This is a genomic window from Fictibacillus sp. WQ 8-8 (assembly GCF_024494405.1).
GTDB classification, from domain to species: domain Bacteria; phylum Bacillota; class Bacilli; order Bacillales; family Fictibacillaceae; genus Fictibacillus_C; species Fictibacillus_C marinisediminis.
This window is the reverse complement of record NZ_JAMXKG010000001.1, coordinates 223,375-239,099: the sequence shown is the minus strand read 5'-3', so window position 1 is coordinate 239,099 and position 15,725 is coordinate 223,375. Positions and strand designations below refer to the sequence as shown.

At 43.5% G+C, this 15,725-nt stretch carries 16 protein-coding genes and 1 other annotated feature (1 of these 17 running past the window's edge); of the genes, 14 read left to right on the top strand and 2 right to left on the bottom strand.

Annotated elements, in window-relative coordinates; all coding sequences use genetic code 11:
• Positions 1–89 (top strand) — a binding site (T-box leader) (it extends 139 nt beyond the left edge of the window).
• Positions 90–132: 43 nt separating this feature from the next.
• The 8 genes from tyrS (at position 133) to M1K46_RS01205 (ending at position 8,228) form a co-directional block, all read left to right on the top strand.
• Positions 133–1,377 (top strand): tyrosine--tRNA ligase, encoded by a 1,245-nt coding sequence (gene tyrS / locus M1K46_RS01240; protein ID WP_256224547.1) that lies wholly within the window; start codon positions 133–135, stop codon positions 1,375–1,377.
• Between the two features lie 279 nt (positions 1,378–1,656).
• The gene (locus M1K46_RS01235; RefSeq protein ID WP_256224546.1) at positions 1,657–3,258 is read left to right on the top strand and encodes a tetratricopeptide repeat protein; all 1,602 of its coding nucleotides are present in this window, start codon (positions 1,657–1,659) and stop codon (positions 3,256–3,258) included.
• Positions 3,259–3,359: 101 nt separating this feature from the next.
• Positions 3,360–4,304 (top strand): thioredoxin-disulfide reductase, encoded by a 945-nt coding sequence (trxB, locus tag M1K46_RS01230; protein ID WP_256224545.1) that lies wholly within the window; start codon positions 3,360–3,362, stop codon positions 4,302–4,304.
• A 225-nt stretch (positions 4,305–4,529) separates the two neighbouring features.
• Complete coding sequence (locus tag M1K46_RS01225) at positions 4,530–4,988, top strand: NUDIX hydrolase (RefSeq protein WP_053358469.1); 459 nt, start codon at positions 4,530–4,532, stop codon at positions 4,986–4,988.
• Between the two features lie 87 nt (positions 4,989–5,075).
• Complete coding sequence (rapZ, locus tag M1K46_RS01220; protein ID WP_053357083.1) at positions 5,076–5,951, top strand: RNase adapter RapZ; 876 nt, start codon at positions 5,076–5,078, stop codon at positions 5,949–5,951.
• The gene (locus M1K46_RS01215) at positions 5,952–6,899 is read left to right on the top strand and encodes a gluconeogenesis factor YvcK family protein (protein WP_256224544.1); all 948 of its coding nucleotides are present in this window, start codon (positions 5,952–5,954) and stop codon (positions 6,897–6,899) included.
• An 86-nt stretch (positions 6,900–6,985) separates the two neighbouring features.
• Complete coding sequence (gene whiA, locus M1K46_RS01210) at positions 6,986–7,930, top strand: DNA-binding protein WhiA (RefSeq protein ID WP_053357085.1); 945 nt, start codon at positions 6,986–6,988, stop codon at positions 7,928–7,930.
• A gap of 40 nt (positions 7,931–7,970) precedes the next feature.
• Positions 7,971–8,228 carry an HPr family phosphocarrier protein gene (locus M1K46_RS01205; RefSeq protein WP_053357086.1) on the top strand — a complete coding sequence of 86 codons (258 nt, stop codon included), beginning with the start codon at positions 7,971–7,973 and terminating at the stop codon, positions 8,226–8,228.
• 369 nt (positions 8,229–8,597) lie between these two features.
• Here the strand turns inward: M1K46_RS01205 and clpP are convergent, their stop codons facing one another.
• Together clpP and yvfG are read right to left on the bottom strand one after the other, a co-directional pair.
• A complete protein-coding gene (clpP, locus tag M1K46_RS01200; RefSeq protein WP_053357087.1) occupies positions 8,598–9,197 on the bottom strand; it encodes an ATP-dependent Clp endopeptidase proteolytic subunit ClpP in 600 nt (199 codons plus the stop codon).
• 211 nt (positions 9,198–9,408) lie between these two features.
• Positions 9,409–9,621 carry a protein YvfG gene (gene yvfG, locus M1K46_RS01195; protein WP_053357088.1) on the bottom strand — a complete coding sequence of 71 codons (213 nt, stop codon included), beginning with the start codon at positions 9,619–9,621 and terminating at the stop codon, positions 9,409–9,411.
• Positions 9,622–9,894: 273 nt separating this feature from the next.
• Between yvfG and cspD the strand changes: the two genes are divergently transcribed.
• The 6 genes from cspD to M1K46_RS01165 all read left to right on the top strand — a co-directional run bounded on the left by cspD (position 9,895) and on the right by M1K46_RS01165 (position 15,714).
• Positions 9,895–10,095 (top strand): cold-shock protein CspD, encoded by a 201-nt coding sequence (cspD, locus tag M1K46_RS01190; protein WP_053357089.1) that lies wholly within the window; start codon positions 9,895–9,897, stop codon positions 10,093–10,095.
• 150 nt (positions 10,096–10,245) lie between these two features.
• Complete coding sequence (rpoN, locus tag M1K46_RS01185) at positions 10,246–11,562, top strand: RNA polymerase factor sigma-54 (RefSeq protein WP_256224543.1); 1,317 nt, start codon at positions 10,246–10,248, stop codon at positions 11,560–11,562.
• Positions 11,563–11,709: 147 nt separating this feature from the next.
• A complete protein-coding gene (locus M1K46_RS01180) occupies positions 11,710–12,009 on the top strand; it encodes a glutaredoxin family protein (protein WP_309144542.1) in 300 nt (99 codons plus the stop codon).
• 170 nt (positions 12,010–12,179) lie between these two features.
• Positions 12,180–13,202 carry a sugar-binding transcriptional regulator gene (locus M1K46_RS01175; RefSeq protein ID WP_256224542.1) on the top strand — a complete coding sequence of 341 codons (1,023 nt, stop codon included), beginning with the start codon at positions 12,180–12,182 and terminating at the stop codon, positions 13,200–13,202.
• 82 nt (positions 13,203–13,284) lie between these two features.
• On the top strand, positions 13,285–14,292 hold the full coding sequence (gene gap / locus M1K46_RS01170; RefSeq protein WP_053357093.1) for a type I glyceraldehyde-3-phosphate dehydrogenase: 1,008 nt from the start codon (positions 13,285–13,287) through the stop codon (positions 14,290–14,292).
• Between the two features lie 237 nt (positions 14,293–14,529).
• Positions 14,530–15,714: a phosphoglycerate kinase gene (locus tag M1K46_RS01165; protein ID WP_053357094.1), complete on the top strand. Its 1,185-nt coding sequence runs from the start codon at positions 14,530–14,532 to the stop codon at positions 15,712–15,714.
• Positions 15,715–15,725: the final 11 nt, after the last annotated feature.

Below are 15,725 nucleotides of genomic sequence, written 5' to 3'. Positions count from 1 at the left end.
CAGAGAACGGCCTGAACCGTTAATTCGCTTGAGTGGAAGCTTTAAGCTTCAACAAGGGTGGTACCGCGTGCAAAAACCACGTCCCTTTTTTAGGGATGTGGTTTTTTATATTTTTAAGGAGGAATGATTAGGATGAAAGATTTGATTCAACTATTGTCAGCTGACCAAAAAAGCGAGCTGGAGCGGCAATATGCACTGTATGCCAATGGTGTACAGGAGATCATTCCTGCTGACGAGTTTAAACAGAAGATCGCGAAGTCTTTGCTTAAGAATAAGCCTTTAAAAGTAAAGCTTGGCTTGGATCCCTCTGCTCCGGACGTTCATATCGGACACACGGTCGTTCTGCAAAAGCTGAAGCAGTTTCAGCAAAACGGGCACATTATCCAGCTCATTATTGGTGATTTTACAGGCAAGATCGGGGATCCTACCGGCAAATCCGCTGTACGGAAGCAGCTTACTGATGAAGAAGTGAAACACAATGCGAAGACCTATTTTGAGCAGTTCGGCAAAGTGCTGGATATGGAAAAGGTGGAGCTTCATTATAATGCTGACTGGCTTTCCAAATTGAACTTTGAGGATGTCATCCAGTTGGCAGGCAAAATAACCGTTGCGCGGCTTCTTGAACGAAATGATTTTACAGAGCGGATCTCTACGAGCAAGGCGATCTCTCTTCATGAATTCTTTTACCCGCTCATGCAAGGCTACGATTCTGTTGTTCTGGAAAGTGATCTTGAACTCGGGGGAACCGATCAGCATTTTAACGTGCTGATGGGGAGGCACCTGCAGGAACACTATAAAAAAGAGAAGCAGGCCGTGATGCTGCTGCCTTTACTTGAAGGTCTTGACGGTGTTGAAAAGATGTCAAAATCAAAAGGCAACTACATTGGAATCAATGAAGAGCCGAATGAGATGTTCGGCAAAACGATGTCCATTCCTGATGAACTGATGCCGAAGTATATTGATTTGGCCACAGATTACACGGTGGATGAAAAGAACAAGCTGAAAGAGGATCTAAAAGAAGGCACCCTTCACCCTCGTGACGCGAAAATCCAGCTAGGCAAGACTTTTGTCCGGATGTTCCACGGAAAGGAAGCAGCAGAAAAAGCAGAACAGCATTTTCTGCGTGTTTTCCAAAAAGGAGCATTGCCTGAAGAAATCCCGGAAGTGAAGTGGAATGGCGATCGAAATGTTGCTGTCGTTGAACTTCTTGTTGCCCTGCAGTTGTTAAGTTCCAAAAGTGAAGCCCGGAAAATGATTCAGAACGGCGGGGTGAAGCTTAATGGAAAAAAGGTGTCAGACATAAAACTTGAGATTGAGATAAAAGATGATACAATCGTTCAAGTAGGAAAAAGAAAGTTTGTTAAATTAACTGTATAAATTGAGGCCACCGTTTTCCGCTTCAGGAGACGGTGGTTTTCTGTCATAAAAAGCTTCTGGACAAAAACAGCAATATTTTTTCCATTTGCTTGCTGTTTTTTAAAGATCCATAGATTAAAATGAAATCTTAATAAAACCTTTGTCGAAAGTTTCATTGACAAAGTTTAAAAAGGGTATGTAAGACGCTTTTGGTGTATGGTATACTTTTTTGGGTTGAAAACGAACGGCTAGAAATAAAGGCTATGTAATATGCTTTTTACATAGAAATTGGAGGAAAGAATGAAAAAGGAAAATCACGCGGAAAGTGACATGCGCATACTTCCTTTCATGCAGGATGGAGAATATTATTTCCACCGGGGTATTAAAGCTTACCAAAAGAAGGATTTAGATAAAGCAAGAAAATTATTTGAACGAGCTGTGTACCTGCAGCCCGAAGAACCGGCATTTTATTGCCAGCTCGCATCCACATTGGCCGAGCTGGGTGAATATGATAAATCTAACCTGTATTTAGTGCAGGTGCTTGAAACAATGGGACAGGACATTAGTGAGTGTTACTTTTTTATGGCAAACAACTATGCGCATTTGGGAATGTTTTCAGAAGCCGAAACCTATGCCTCGCTTTATATGAAAAAAGATCCTGACGGTGAATTTTTTGATGATGCACTTGAACTGATCGATTTGATCAATTTTGAGACCGGAAGTGAAGCTTTAACAGAGGAAGAGGAATTGATCATCGGCCATGAAGAGGCCCGGCACAGTATTGAAAAAGGCGACTTGAAGGAAGCAAAAAAACAGCTGGCTGAACTCATCAGCAAGCATCCTGCGTTTTGGGCTGCGTATAACAATCTTGCTCTTACTCATTTTTATTTAAATGAATTTGAGGAAGCATTGAACGTGCTCACGTCCATCCTGGATAAAAATCCGGGCAATTTGAATGCCCTCTGTAATCTTGCTATTTTTTACGAGCAATTGGGGAAAAAAGAAGAGGCTGCTGAAATGGTTGAGGGGATGAAAAAGGTCTATCCAATTCATCCGGACCATCGCTATAAACTCGGCAGCACGTTCGGCATCTTTAATGAGCATGCCTGGGCTAACCGCTGGCTGGCATCCATCAACAAACATTACTACTACAATGATCCTTCCTATCTTCATTTACTGGCTGTTTCATTCTATGCGCTTGGCCGGACCGAGCGGGCAATGAACTGCTGGTCAAAGGCACAGGAACTTGATCCGAAAAGCCAGGTCGCTTCTTATTATCTTGAGAAAGCACAAAATGACGAGCTGACTGTCACGGGTGCTGATTATCAATACCGGGCGCCTTCGTATGTGAAACAGGAGAATGCCCAAAAAAGGGATTTCATGCAGCGCTTTAATAACGTGGCACGCGGTCTGCAAAAAAGTAAATTGGTGCATTTAACCTTACTGCGTGGGAATAATAGCGAAGAAAACATTGAAACCTTACAGGAATTTTGCACAAGGGATGATGAACATACCGTCCTTAAAGAAGTAGCGGCCAGTCTTTTAGTAGAGATGAATCCGGGTACAAAGGTTTCTATTCAAGGAGAAGATGGAGAGCAGATCATAGAGAATGTTTCTCCGACCATTGCAAGTGGGCTGAGCATCCTTTCTATCATGAAGGAAAATGGAGCTTCCATTGATGACGATGTGACGTTCTTATGGCTGGAAACGATGATTCTGGCTCGTTCTGAAAGCTCGCTGCTCAGAAATGATAAGGCGATTGCTGCGGCTATTGATTATGTATCCAGAAAACGAAAAGACGGAGCAACCCAGCGCCAGATCGCCGAGCTGTATGGGATAACGGTTTCCATGCTCTCCTCGCGCATTCAATTTATCAAAAGAGGTCTTGAACGGGTAGATTGAGCAAATCTATGGACGAAAAAGCCTTTGGCCGATACCATGTAACTACAATATAAAGATTTGCAGACAGATGTTCTGGGGAAGGATCAAAGGAGTGGATCATGATGAGTGAAGAAAAAATTTACGACGTTATAATCATCGGCGCAGGTCCTGCGGGCATGACTGCGGCTGTCTATACGTCCAGGGCAAACCTCAGCACATTGATGCTTGAGCGCGGAATCCCGGGCGGACAGATGGCCAATACGGAAGATGTAGAGAACTATCCAGGGTTTGAAACGATCTTGGGGCCTGAACTGTCCAATAAAATGTTTGAACATGCGAAAAAATTCGGCGCGGAGTATGCTTACGGTGATGTGAAAGAGATCATCGACGGCGAGGAATACAAAACGGTCGTATCCGGAAGGAAAGAATTTAAAGCAAGATCGATCATTATAGGAACGGGCGCAGAATATAAAAAGCTAGGAGTACCAGGTGAAAAGGAACTTGGCGGACGCGGCGTTTCCTATTGTGCGGTATGTGACGGAGCGTTCTTTAAAAATAAAGAGCTCGTTGTTGTCGGCGGGGGAGACTCTGCGGTTGAAGAAGGTGTCTACCTTACACGTTTTGCGAGCAAAGTAACCATCGTGCATCGTCGTGATAAATTGCGTGCTCAGCAGATTCTTCAGCAGCGTGCTTTTGATAATGAGAAAGTCGATTTCTTATATAACCATACCGTTAAAGAAATCCACGGTGAGAACAATAAGGTCAGCAAATTAACGCTTGTCAACACCGAGACTGGTGAAGAGCGTGAGTTTTCTGCAGACGGCGTATTCATCTACGTTGGTATGCTTCCCTTGAATGGCGCTTTCGTCAATTTGGGGATTACAAACGAAGCGGGTTATGTTGAAACGAATGAGCTTATGGAAACAAGGATTCCCGGCATTTTTGCTGCAGGCGATGTAAGGGAAAAAACACTTCGCCAAATCGTTACAGCAACGGGGGACGGAAGTATTGCCGCCCAATCGGCACAGCATTTTGTTGAGGAATTAAAAGAAAGAATGAAAGCGTAAATTCGTAATTCTGTTTTAATCAGACTGTAACAGTGGTGAAATAAAAATGGGGTACTATAAATAATAAGAAATTGACCCCCTTTTTATAAATTGCAAGACTTTTGGCGCGGAAGCATTCCGCGCCCTTTTTTTGTGGAATACTAGTTCTATCCTACGTGTTCATTGTGAGGAGTGGCATTTTTTAGTATACTAAAGTTAATGTAACAGGTGATTGAGGTGAACATTGTGCAAAGAGTAACAAACTGTGTTTTAGTCAAAGAAAACGAAGTGCTTCTCTTGCAGAAACCAAGAAGAGGCTGGTGGGTTGCCCCTGGCGGCAAGATGGAGTCAGAGGAATCCATCAGGGATTCTGTCATTCGGGAATACCGTGAAGAAACAGGAGTTTATATTAAAAACCCTCAGTTGAAGGGTGTATTTAATTTTATTATCAAAGAAAAAGACAAGATTATTTCTGAATGGATGATGTTCACCTTTTTGGCAACCGAAGCTGAAGGAGAGGCACTGGAAGAGTCTGATGAAGGGATTCTAGCCTGGAAAAAGGCCTCTGAAATACGTTCATTGCCGATGGCGCCTGGAGATCATCATATTTTGGATTATGTTCTCACCGGGACGGGAATGATTTTTGGAACGTTCACGTATACACCGGATTTTGAACTGCTGTCCTATCGCCTCGATCCGGCTTGATCGGCAGTTTACACGGCGACAGGATTAAACACATACAATACATCAACGATATTTTAACGATTTTTAGAATAAGAGGGGGGAACGGTTATGGAGCAGCAGGACGTTCAAATGGTAATTATAACTGGGATGTCCGGGGCAGGAAAAACAGTAGCGATGCAGAGTTTTGAAGACCTGGGCTTCTTTTGTGTTGATAATCTTCCTCCCGCATTATTGCCAAAGTTTGTTGAGCTTATGGAGGAGTCACATGGAAAGCTGAATAAAGTGGCACTTGTCATGGACTTAAGGGGACGCGAGTTTTTTGACCAGCTGTTTTCAACGCTTGATCAGCTGCCTGTCCACTCTCACATTCAGCCACAGATTATTTACCTTGAAAGCAAGGATGCAGCGCTCGTCCGCAGATACAAAGAAACAAGACGGTCGCATCCCCTGGCGAAAAGCGGAAATCCTCTTCAGGGAATCATGCAGGAACGTGAAATGCTGGAAGAGCTAAAAGGCCGTGCACAGCAAGTGATCGATACAACGGACCTTAAACCGATTCAGCTCCGCGAAAAGATTATTGAGCGATTTTCTTCGGAAAAGTCCCATCCATTTACCGTAAATGTCATGTCATTTGGTTTTAAATACGGGATGCCGATCGATGCCGATCTCGTATTTGATGTGCGATTTTTGCCGAACCCACATTACATTGACCACATGCGGCCAAGGACTGGACTAGAACCGGATATTTCAGAATATGTATTGCGGTGGCCTGAAACAAAGACTTTTCTTGAAAAGCTTATCGATCTATTAAATTTTATGATTCCACAATATAAGCGGGAAGGGAAAAGCCAGCTGATTATCGGAATTGGCTGCACAGGCGGAAAACACCGCTCGGTTGCTCTGGCAGAGTACATTAAGAATGCTTTGTCCAAAGAGTTTGTTACATTGAGCAGCCATCGTGACATGGGAAAGGATAAGTCTTAAATGAAACCTATATCTAAAATAGTCGTTCTGGGAGGAGGCACCGGGCTTTCCGTTCTTCTCAGAGGCTTAAAGAGCTTTCCCGTAGACATTACGGCGATCGTTACCGTTGCTGATGATGGAGGCAGCTCTGGCCGACTCCGAAAAGATTACGATATGCCTCCACCGGGAGACGTGCGCAACGTCCTTGCTGCACTCTCTGAGGTTGAACCTCTAGTGGAACGGCTTTTTCAGCATCGTTTTACAACTGGTGACGGCATTACCGGCCATTCCCTGGGGAATTTGCTGCTGGCTGCCATGCATGACATCACCGGGGATTTTGTCATGGGGATCAGGGAACTGAGCAAGGTGCTGAATGTCCGAGGGCAAGTGCTGCCGGCGGCTAATAAAAGCGTCATCTTAAACGCAGAATATGAAGATGGTTCATTTATTACCGGGGAGTCCAAAATCCCTCTCCGCAATAAACGAATTAAGCGTGTATTTCTTACGCCTGACCATATCGAACCATTAGAGGCCAGCGTAAACGCGATCAATGAGGCTGACTTGATTGTTGTGGGACCCGGAAGCCTCTATACGAGCATCCTGCCCAATTTATTGGTTGGCGGTATTCGGGATGCCGTTCTCAAGTCAACGGTGCCTAGAGTTTATGTTTGTAACGCCATGACTCAAAAAGGGGAAACGAACCACTTTTCAGCAAGTGACCATGTCCAGGCACTGATTGATCACGTCGGCGAAAAAATTGTTGATGTCGTGATCGTTAACAATGAAATTATTCCTGAAGAATTTTTGGAACTCTATCGCGAAGAGGGAGCCGAACAGGTTACCTGCGATATGGATCGTTTAAAATCTTTTGGTTTTAAGATCATTAGTGATAATATAATTCAATATGGCACTTTAGTGCGCCATGATGCGAAACGTGTATCTGAACTGCTTCTTTCATTACTGGGATAAAGGAGTAGTTTTTTCAGAAATTGAAGGCTGAATAACAGCTATCTAACCCTCACGTTACCGTAGTGGATAGAAGAGGGGTGAAAAAGATGTCTTTTGCGGCAGAAACAAAAAAAGAACTGACCCAACTGGAGATGAAAGATTGCTGTGCAAAGGCGGAATTGGCAGCGCTGATCCGAATGAATGGTTCTATCTCTTTTTCGAACCGCCAGATCGTTCTGGATATTCCAACTGAGAATGCCGCCATTGCCCGGCTTATCTATACATTGATCAAGAGAGTGTATTCCTTTCATGTGGAACTCCTGGTCCGGAAAAAAATGAGGCTGAAGAAAAACAACGTGTACATCGTCAGGCTCACTCAGGAAGCAAGAGCTCTTCTAGAGGATTTAAATATCATAGATGAAACCTTCACGTTCAACAGGGGGATCGCAGAAAACATTCAAAAGAATTCCTGCTGCCGCCGATCATACATGAGAGGTGCTTTTCTTGCCGGAGGATCTATCAATCATCCGGAAACGAGTTACCATCTTGAGATTTTTTCAATGTATGAGGAACATACAGCAGCCCTGTGCGAGCTGATGAACACCTTTGATCTAAAGGCAAAAATGCTTGAACGCAAAAAAGGATACATTATTTATTTGAAAGACGGGGAAAAGATATCTGAGTTCCTTACTTTAATTGGAGCGCACAACGCTATGCTCTATTTTGAGGACGTCAGGATCTTGAAGGATATGAGAAACTCCGTCAACCGCCTCGTAAACTGCGAAACCGCCAATTTGAACAAAACAGTGGGTGCAGCAATGAGGCAGGTCGAGAATATCAAATTTATTGAAAACCAGGTTGGTCTCGAAGTTCTTCCTGACAAACTCCGCGAGATCGCTGAACTCCGCGTCGCCCATCAGGAAATTACCCTGAAAGAGCTAGGTGAGATGGTTTCTTCAGGCGCAGTAAGCAAATCGGGCGTCAACCACAGGCTTCGGAAAATTGATGAAATCGCTGACAAAATTCGGTTAGGACAACCCATTTCGAAATAAAAACAAAACTACACACTAATCTTTAAAAGGAGGAACAGCAATGATCGAGAAGAAGGTAACTGTTCAATTGAAAACCGGATTGCAAGCCCGTCCGGCTGCCTTATTTGTGCAGGAAGCGAACCGTTACAACTCTGAAGTATTTGTAGAAAAAGACGGAAAAAGAGTCAATGCAAAAAGTATTATGGGAATCATGAGCCTGGCCATCGGATCTGGCGTCGATATTACCATTTCTGTTAGCGGACATGATGAAGAAGAAGCGATCAAGGGGCTTGAAGCCTTCATTACGGAGCAGAACTAGGTTTTATTGAAGAAAATAGAAGAAGTAAAAGGGCAAAAGCGGGTTCGATATGATCCTATCATCATCGAAGAGCTTTTGCCCTGTTTTTTGTGTTGTTATGGGCGTTTTGCCGCATGTAGGGTTCGCAGATTGCCGGGGCCAAAATATAAGAAATACTAGCCAAACACATATTATGTAAACTGTCTCCCATTGCTAGAAAGCCCGGATACCGAAGAAGCTTTACCGTTTTGTCCGGGCGAACATCGCCAATATTAAAATTACGATGAAGATGACTCCGATGGAAACCAGGACATTGTATAGGTTCATGATCATCTCCCCAAAATAAAAGCCGCTCGTAAAAAGATGAGCGGCTTTCTTGTTTTCATTTCATTAAATGTTTTTAGGATCTTCTACGGAAGAGATGACACGGTCAACAAGTCCGTATTTTACAGCATCCTCAGCTAGCATGAAGTTGTCACGGTCTGTATCGCGCTCAATCACTTCAAGAGGCTGGCCTGTTTTTTCAGAAAGAATTTTGTTAAGCTGTTCGCGCATTTGGATGATACGGCGAGCATGAATTTCAATGTCTGTTGCCTGTCCGCGTGTTCCGCCTAGAGGCTGGTGAATCATAACCTCAGAGTTTGGAAGTACATAGCGTTTTCCTTTTTCACCGGCTGCAAGCAAGAATGCTCCCATGGAAGCCGCCATACCGATGCAGATCGTGGAAACGTTAGGCTTGATGAAGTTCATCGTATCATAAATCGCCATACCTGCTGTGATGGATCCGCCAGGACTGTTTATGTAAAGGGAGATATCCTTTTCAGGGTCCTCGGCAGCAAGAAAGAGCAGCTGAGCTACGATAGAGTTGGATACATTGTCATCAATGCCGCTTCCAAGCATGATAATACGGTCTTTTAACAGACGGGAGTAAATATCATATGCACGTTCGCCACGGTTCGTTTGTTCAATAACTGTAGGAATTAAATTCATGAATAATCCTCCTTTTATGGTGTGTTTTCATGTGTTACTGACATCATACAAAAAAGGTCAAAAAAGGTCAAACGAAAAGCTTCTTTGTTGATAATTCTATGTAGAGGCTTCACAATCCTTTATTTAACAATATGTTTAGACTATCATCATCATTCCCGCGACACCAGGTTTTAAACGTATGGCACGTCAAAAGTTTTATAGTTAAAGAGGATCAGCTATTCTTTACATTTGTATAAGCTGTTTCGAGATTTCGGATCCGGCGGACGATTTCTGCGTTTTTGTTGAGATGGTCATTGATGAGGGTTCCGACAATGGATCGGTAATAGGCATTCATTGCGTGCGATTTCGTAAACACGTCTTTGTTCCGTTCGATGTATTGTTTGAAATTTTCTTCAAAAAAAGCCACTGAAAATTGTTCAGCCATGGTTGCAGCACTCCTTCGTTTCAACTGTTTATATAGTATCAGATTCCGGTGCCAGGCACCAAAACAGAAAATTATATTCTTGGTGCCAGGCACCAAGAATAAATTAAGCGCCTTGTTTTGACAATTGGAAATTACCATGATATAGTTGTGCTGACCATATACGTGTTATTATGACTGGATGTAAACAATATGTGTTTTCTTTTAGTTTTTGTAGCATTGTCACATGGTTCCAATTTTTAAAGCGCTTTAACGCGCCGACAGGAGGATATACCCATGCAAAACGGGAAAGTAAAATGGTTCAACGCAGAAAAAGGATTCGGTTTCATCGAAGTTGAAGGTGGAGACGATGTATTCGTACACTTTTCTGCTATCCAATCTGAAGGTTTCAAATCTTTAGACGAAGGTCAAGAAGTATCTTTTGAAATCGTTGATGGTGCTCGCGGACCTCAAGCTGCTAACGTTACTAAACTTTAATAGCGTGATAAAAGGGCCAGTAATGGTCCTTTTTTTTGTGCCCAAAAATCGCAAGCTCCAGCAGTGTTAACCTGATGGAAGGAACTTCAAATCTTTTTCAGTGTTGCCTGCTGACATTCTATAGTATCATAGTAACGGGAGGGATTTATAATGGAGCTGGGATTATTTCAACAACAAAATTTAAGTCTTGTCATGACTGCAGAGCTTCGCCAGGCCATTGCCATCCTGCAATATCCTTGCTATGAACTTTCTCAATTTTTACAAGAACAAGCGGTAGAAAATCCCCTCATTGAGTTGGCGGATTCGCCAGTCTTTTTTAATACCGATAAAAAGAAAGCGCTTCAAAAAAGTAAAACAACGCAAGATGCGGATGTGATCGGGATGATGCAGCCTGCTGAAGAAACCATGCACGACCGCCTGCTTCATCAAGCGTTAGCCATACCTGCATCAGATGAGATTGCAGCTGTTGTCCGCTATCTCATCTTAAATATAGACCAGGCCGGATACCTGGATATAACGGAAGATGAAATTAAACAGCGTTTCGGAATCAGCACCGAAAGATATGGAGAAGCCATAGATTGGCTTCATCAGCTGGAGCCAGCAGGCATTGGAGCCCGTAACCTTAGGGAATGTCTTCTACTGCAATTGAAATCGCTTGGCATGGAGGATGATCTGTCCTACCTTATCGCTGATACTCACCTTGATCAGCTCGCAGACCGAAAAATTAAGCAGATTGCTGCTGCTCTTGGAACGAATGTACAGGCTGTAGAACAGGCTGCCGACTTTATTCTGACTCTTGATCCGAAGCCGGGGCAAAAACTGTCCAGCCACAGTGAACTGGGATACTTGTATCCAGACCTTTCCGTCTTTGAAGATAATGGAACGTACAAACTCGCCATCAACGATCATTTCACGCCCAAAGTGCAGCTGAATGAAAGCTATGCTCATTTATTAAAATCAAAGGCCAGCGGTGCTGCACAGTACTTGCAGGAACATTATCAAAAGCTTCAATGGCTGCAGAAGAGCCTTGAACAAAGAAAGAACACGCTCATCATGATCGCCAAAGAGATCGTCTCAGTTCAGCAGAACTTTTTAAAAAGGGGCCCTGAACATCTCGTTCCGATTACCTTAAGGGAAGTAGCTGAACGGATCGGCATGCACGAATCAACAGTCAGCCGGGCGGTTAAAAACAAGGTCATTCAAACACCGAAAGGCGCATTCGAACTGAAATATTTTTTTACAGCAAAAATCGAAACGGTAAACGGAGAGAACGCTTCTGCCCAAACGGCCAAGCTTGCCATAAGAAAAGTAATTGAAGCAGAAGATAAAGCAAAGCCGCTGTCTGATCAGGCGATTGCCGAAATGCTTGCCAGCGAAAAGGGCTTGAGCATCTCAAGGCGTACGGTCGCCAAGTACAGAGAGGAGCTGAACATCGCTTCCTCTTCCAAGCGGAAAAGATATTCCTGACACCCGAGCGTAGAAGCGATGCTTCACTATTGCCCTTCAACACAAAAAGCGTGTTGCGGGGCAATAGTTCCAGCGCTTGTCGGACCTAAACTGGGCGCCTGCGCTTTTCTTATTAAGCCAAGCCAGGTGCTTTGTTTTTAATTTATAATGATAACAAGGGTACGAATAAAAAAAGATGAAAAGGGAATGTTGAGTATGAGTCCACTTTCGATCACATTTTATACAAAACACCATTGTCCGCTCTGCGATAAAGCGCATACTATATTAGAGGAACTTCAAGAGGAAATTCCGATGGAGATCCAAAAAGTTGATATTTACCGATCAGATGAACTCATCGAAAAATATGGGATGATGATCCCAGTGATTACGGTAGCGGATGAAGAGATTCAGTACGGGCAGATTCATAAGGAATCATTAAGAAAGCGTTTACTTACAATTGATAAGTAATTTTTGTTGAAATGTTGTCACATGTTTTGTTAGAATGAAGGAGACTTAAACATAGTCATTTTTTTATAGCATCATTGGGACGTAAAATGGCTAACCGGGACGATAAATGTCCCTAAAAGTATTGGGCTCCTCTTATGTTCTGCCGTACAAAAAGACAAGGGGAATGCATGATGAACGATTTGATAGAAATACAGAAGAAGCTTTTGCCTGATCTTCTGGAGGTTATGAGAAAACGATACAGCATACTTAAAATTGTTCGCTTTCATGAACCCATCGGCAGACGAAGCCTTGCCATCAACCTCAATATGACGGAAAGGGTTCTCCGTGCGGAGGTCAGCTTTTTGAAAGACCAGGGGCTGCTTTCCATCCTGCCGGGCGGTATGTCGCTTACTCCTGATGGATTAGATGTTCTTGAACGGCTGGAAGTTCTAATGAATGAACTCGCCGGGCTTCGCGTTTTAGAAATGAAGTTAAGGGAAAACTTAAACCTGTCTGAAGTGATTATCGTTCCTGGCGACAGTGATGAAGATCCTTGGATTAAAAGTGAAATGGGCAAGGCGGCAGTAATGAGGCTGAAACAGGAGTTAACAGGCAATAATGTCATTGCAGTGACCGGCGGCACAACCATCGCTGCTGTTGCTGAAATGATGACTCCTGGAAACAAGGACCAAGACCTTCTGTTTGTCCCAGCCAGAGGCGGTCTAGGCGAAAAGGTAGAAAATCAGGCAAACACCATCTGTTCAACGATGGCTGTAAAAGCACGAGGTGAGTACCGTCTGCTTCATTTACCGGATCAACTTAGTAAGGAAACTTACCTTTCACTGATTGAGGAACTCGGGGTAAAAGAAGTCATGGAGCTGATCCGTTCAGCAAGTATAGTCATCCATGGAATTGGCGATGCTAAAACAATGGCCAACAGAAGGAATTCTTCTTCTGCTGTGCTGGAAAAACTCGAACACGAAAAAGCGGTAGCGGAAGCTTTCGGCTATTACTTCGACCATCATGGAGAAGTAGTGCATCGTGTTCGAACGATCGGTCTTCAATTGAATGACCTGAAAAATAGTGATTTCATCATGGCTGTTGCAGGTGGTGCTTCGAAAGCAGAAGCGATTGCGGCATTCATGAAGCATGGCCCCAAGAAGGTGCTGATCACCGATGAAGGGGCAGCAAACAAACTTCTTGCAAGCTTGTGAAAGACTATGTAACTTATTGTGTGACTAAAGGGTTTTCCCTTTAACTATATTTTTCTTTCTAATTATAAGGAGGTCATTTTAAATGGCAACTAAAGTTGGTATTAATGGATTCGGTCGTATTGGCCGTAACGTATTTCGTGCAGCGCTAAACAACCCTAACGTAGAAGTGGTGGCTGTTAATGATTTAACAGACGCAAACATGCTTGCTTTCCTATTGAAGCATGACACTGTACACGGAAAGCTTGATGCGACTGTTGAAGTCGGCGAAAATGCGCTAATCGTAAACGGCAAAGAAATCAAAGTATTGGCTGAGCGTGACCCTGCTCAATTAGGATGGGGAGACCTTGGTGTAGAAGTAGTTGTTGAATCTACTGGACGTTTCACAAAACGTGCTGACGCTGCTAAACACTTAGAAGCTGGCGCTAAAAAAGTTATCATCTCTGCTCCTGCAAGTGACGAAGATATCACTGTAGTAATGGGTGTTAACGAAGACAAATACGATGCTGGAAGCCACGATGTAATTTCTAACGCTTCTTGTACAACAAACTGCCTAGCTCCTTTCGCTAAAGTACTAAACGAAAAATTCGGTATCAAACGCGGTATGATGACAACTGTTCACTCATACACAAATGATCAGCAAATCCTTGATCTTCCGCATAAAGACTACCGTCGTGCACGTGCTGCTGCAGAAAACATCATTCCTACAACAACTGGTGCTGCAAAAGCTGTTTCTCTAGTACTTCCTGAACTAAAAGGAAAACTAAACGGTATGGCAATGCGTGTTCCAACTCCAAACGTATCATTAGTAGACCTTGTTGCTGAACTCGACAAAGAAGTTTCTGCAGAAGAAATCAATGCAGCATTGAAAGAAGCAGCTGAAGGCCCACTAAAAGGCATTCTTGGCTACAGCGATGAGCCGCTTGTTTCTACTGACTATAACGGTAACACTAACTCTTCTACAGTTGACGGTCTTTCTACAATGGTTATGGAAGGCAACATGGTTAAAGTGATCTCTTGGTACGACAACGAAACTGGATACTCCAGCCGTGTTGTAGACCTTATTGACTTTATTGCTAAAAAAGGACTTTAATAATAGAGAGATTTAAAGTAGAGGGGAAGGGTTGAAAGATGCCCTTACCCTCTTTCCCTTGTAAGGAACTCTTAGCAGTTTCATGTTGCTAAAAGCTTTTCTTTTAAACTTAAGATTTACGGAAGACGGGCGCAGTACCTGAACTTCCCGTTTTCACCTGCGCATTTTAGGTTAAACTAGGGTGTGTAAAAGGGATTCTCTTCTTCTTTAATTTAAGACTGTCAGGAGGTTATACTTATGAACAAGAAAACAGTTCGTGACATCGATGTTAATGGAAAAGTGGTCTTCTGCCGCGTTGACTTTAACGTTCCGATGGAAAATGGGAAAATTACCGACGATACTCGAATCCGTGCGGCACTCCCAACGATTCAATACTTAACAGAGCAAGGTGCCAAAGTTTTATTGGCGAGCCATCTCGGACGCCCGAAAGGCCAAGTGGCTGAAGAGCTTCGCTTGACCCCAGTGGCACAGCGCTTAAGCGATCTCCTTGGCAAAGAAGTTGTAAAAACGGACGAAGCATACGGCGAAGAAGTGAAGAGTGCGCTGTCAAGCCTTGACAGCGGAGGCGTCATTCTTCTTGAGAACGTCCGCTTTTATCCTGGAGAAGAAAAAAATGATCCTGAATTAGCACAGAAATTTGCTGAACTCGCTGACGTGTATGTGAACGATGCATTCGGTGCAGCCCACCGTGCGCACGCATCTACTGAAGGCGTTGCAAAACACCTTCCAGCTGTTGCAGGATTCCTGATGGAAAAAGAACTTGATGTGCTTGGAAAGGCTCTATCCAATCCTGACCGTCCTTTCACTGCTATCATTGGCGGTGCCAAAGTTAAAGACAAAATCGACGTGATCAATAATCTGCTAGATAAAGTGGACAACCTGATCATCGGCGGAGGGCTTGGCTACACGTTCATCAAAGCTTTAGGCCACGATGTAGGTAAATCTTTATTGGAAGAAGATAAGATTGAAACAGCTAAAGGCTTCATGGAAAAAGCGAAGGAAAAGGGAGTTAACTTCCTCATTCCTGAAGATATTCTTGTTGCCGATGACTTCTCAAACGATGCAAACACGAAGGTTGTGGGCATCGATGCCATCCCGTCTGATTGGGAAGGGCTTGATATCGGTTCTAAAACGATTGAAAAGTACCGAAATACCATTCAGAATTCGAAACTTGTAATATGGAACGGACCGATGGGTGTTTTCGAAATGGAAGCATTCTCTAAAGGAACCCGTTCTGTTGCAGAAGCACTTGCTGAAGCCAAAGACACATACAGTGTAATCGGCGGCGGTGACTCAGCAGCTGCAGTTGAGAAATTTGGCTATGCAGACAAAATGAGCCACATCTCAACAGGCGGAGGTGCTTCACTTGAATTCATGGAAGGCAAAGAGCTTCCTGGCGTTACAGCATTAAACGACAAGTAAAACTCGTTTGA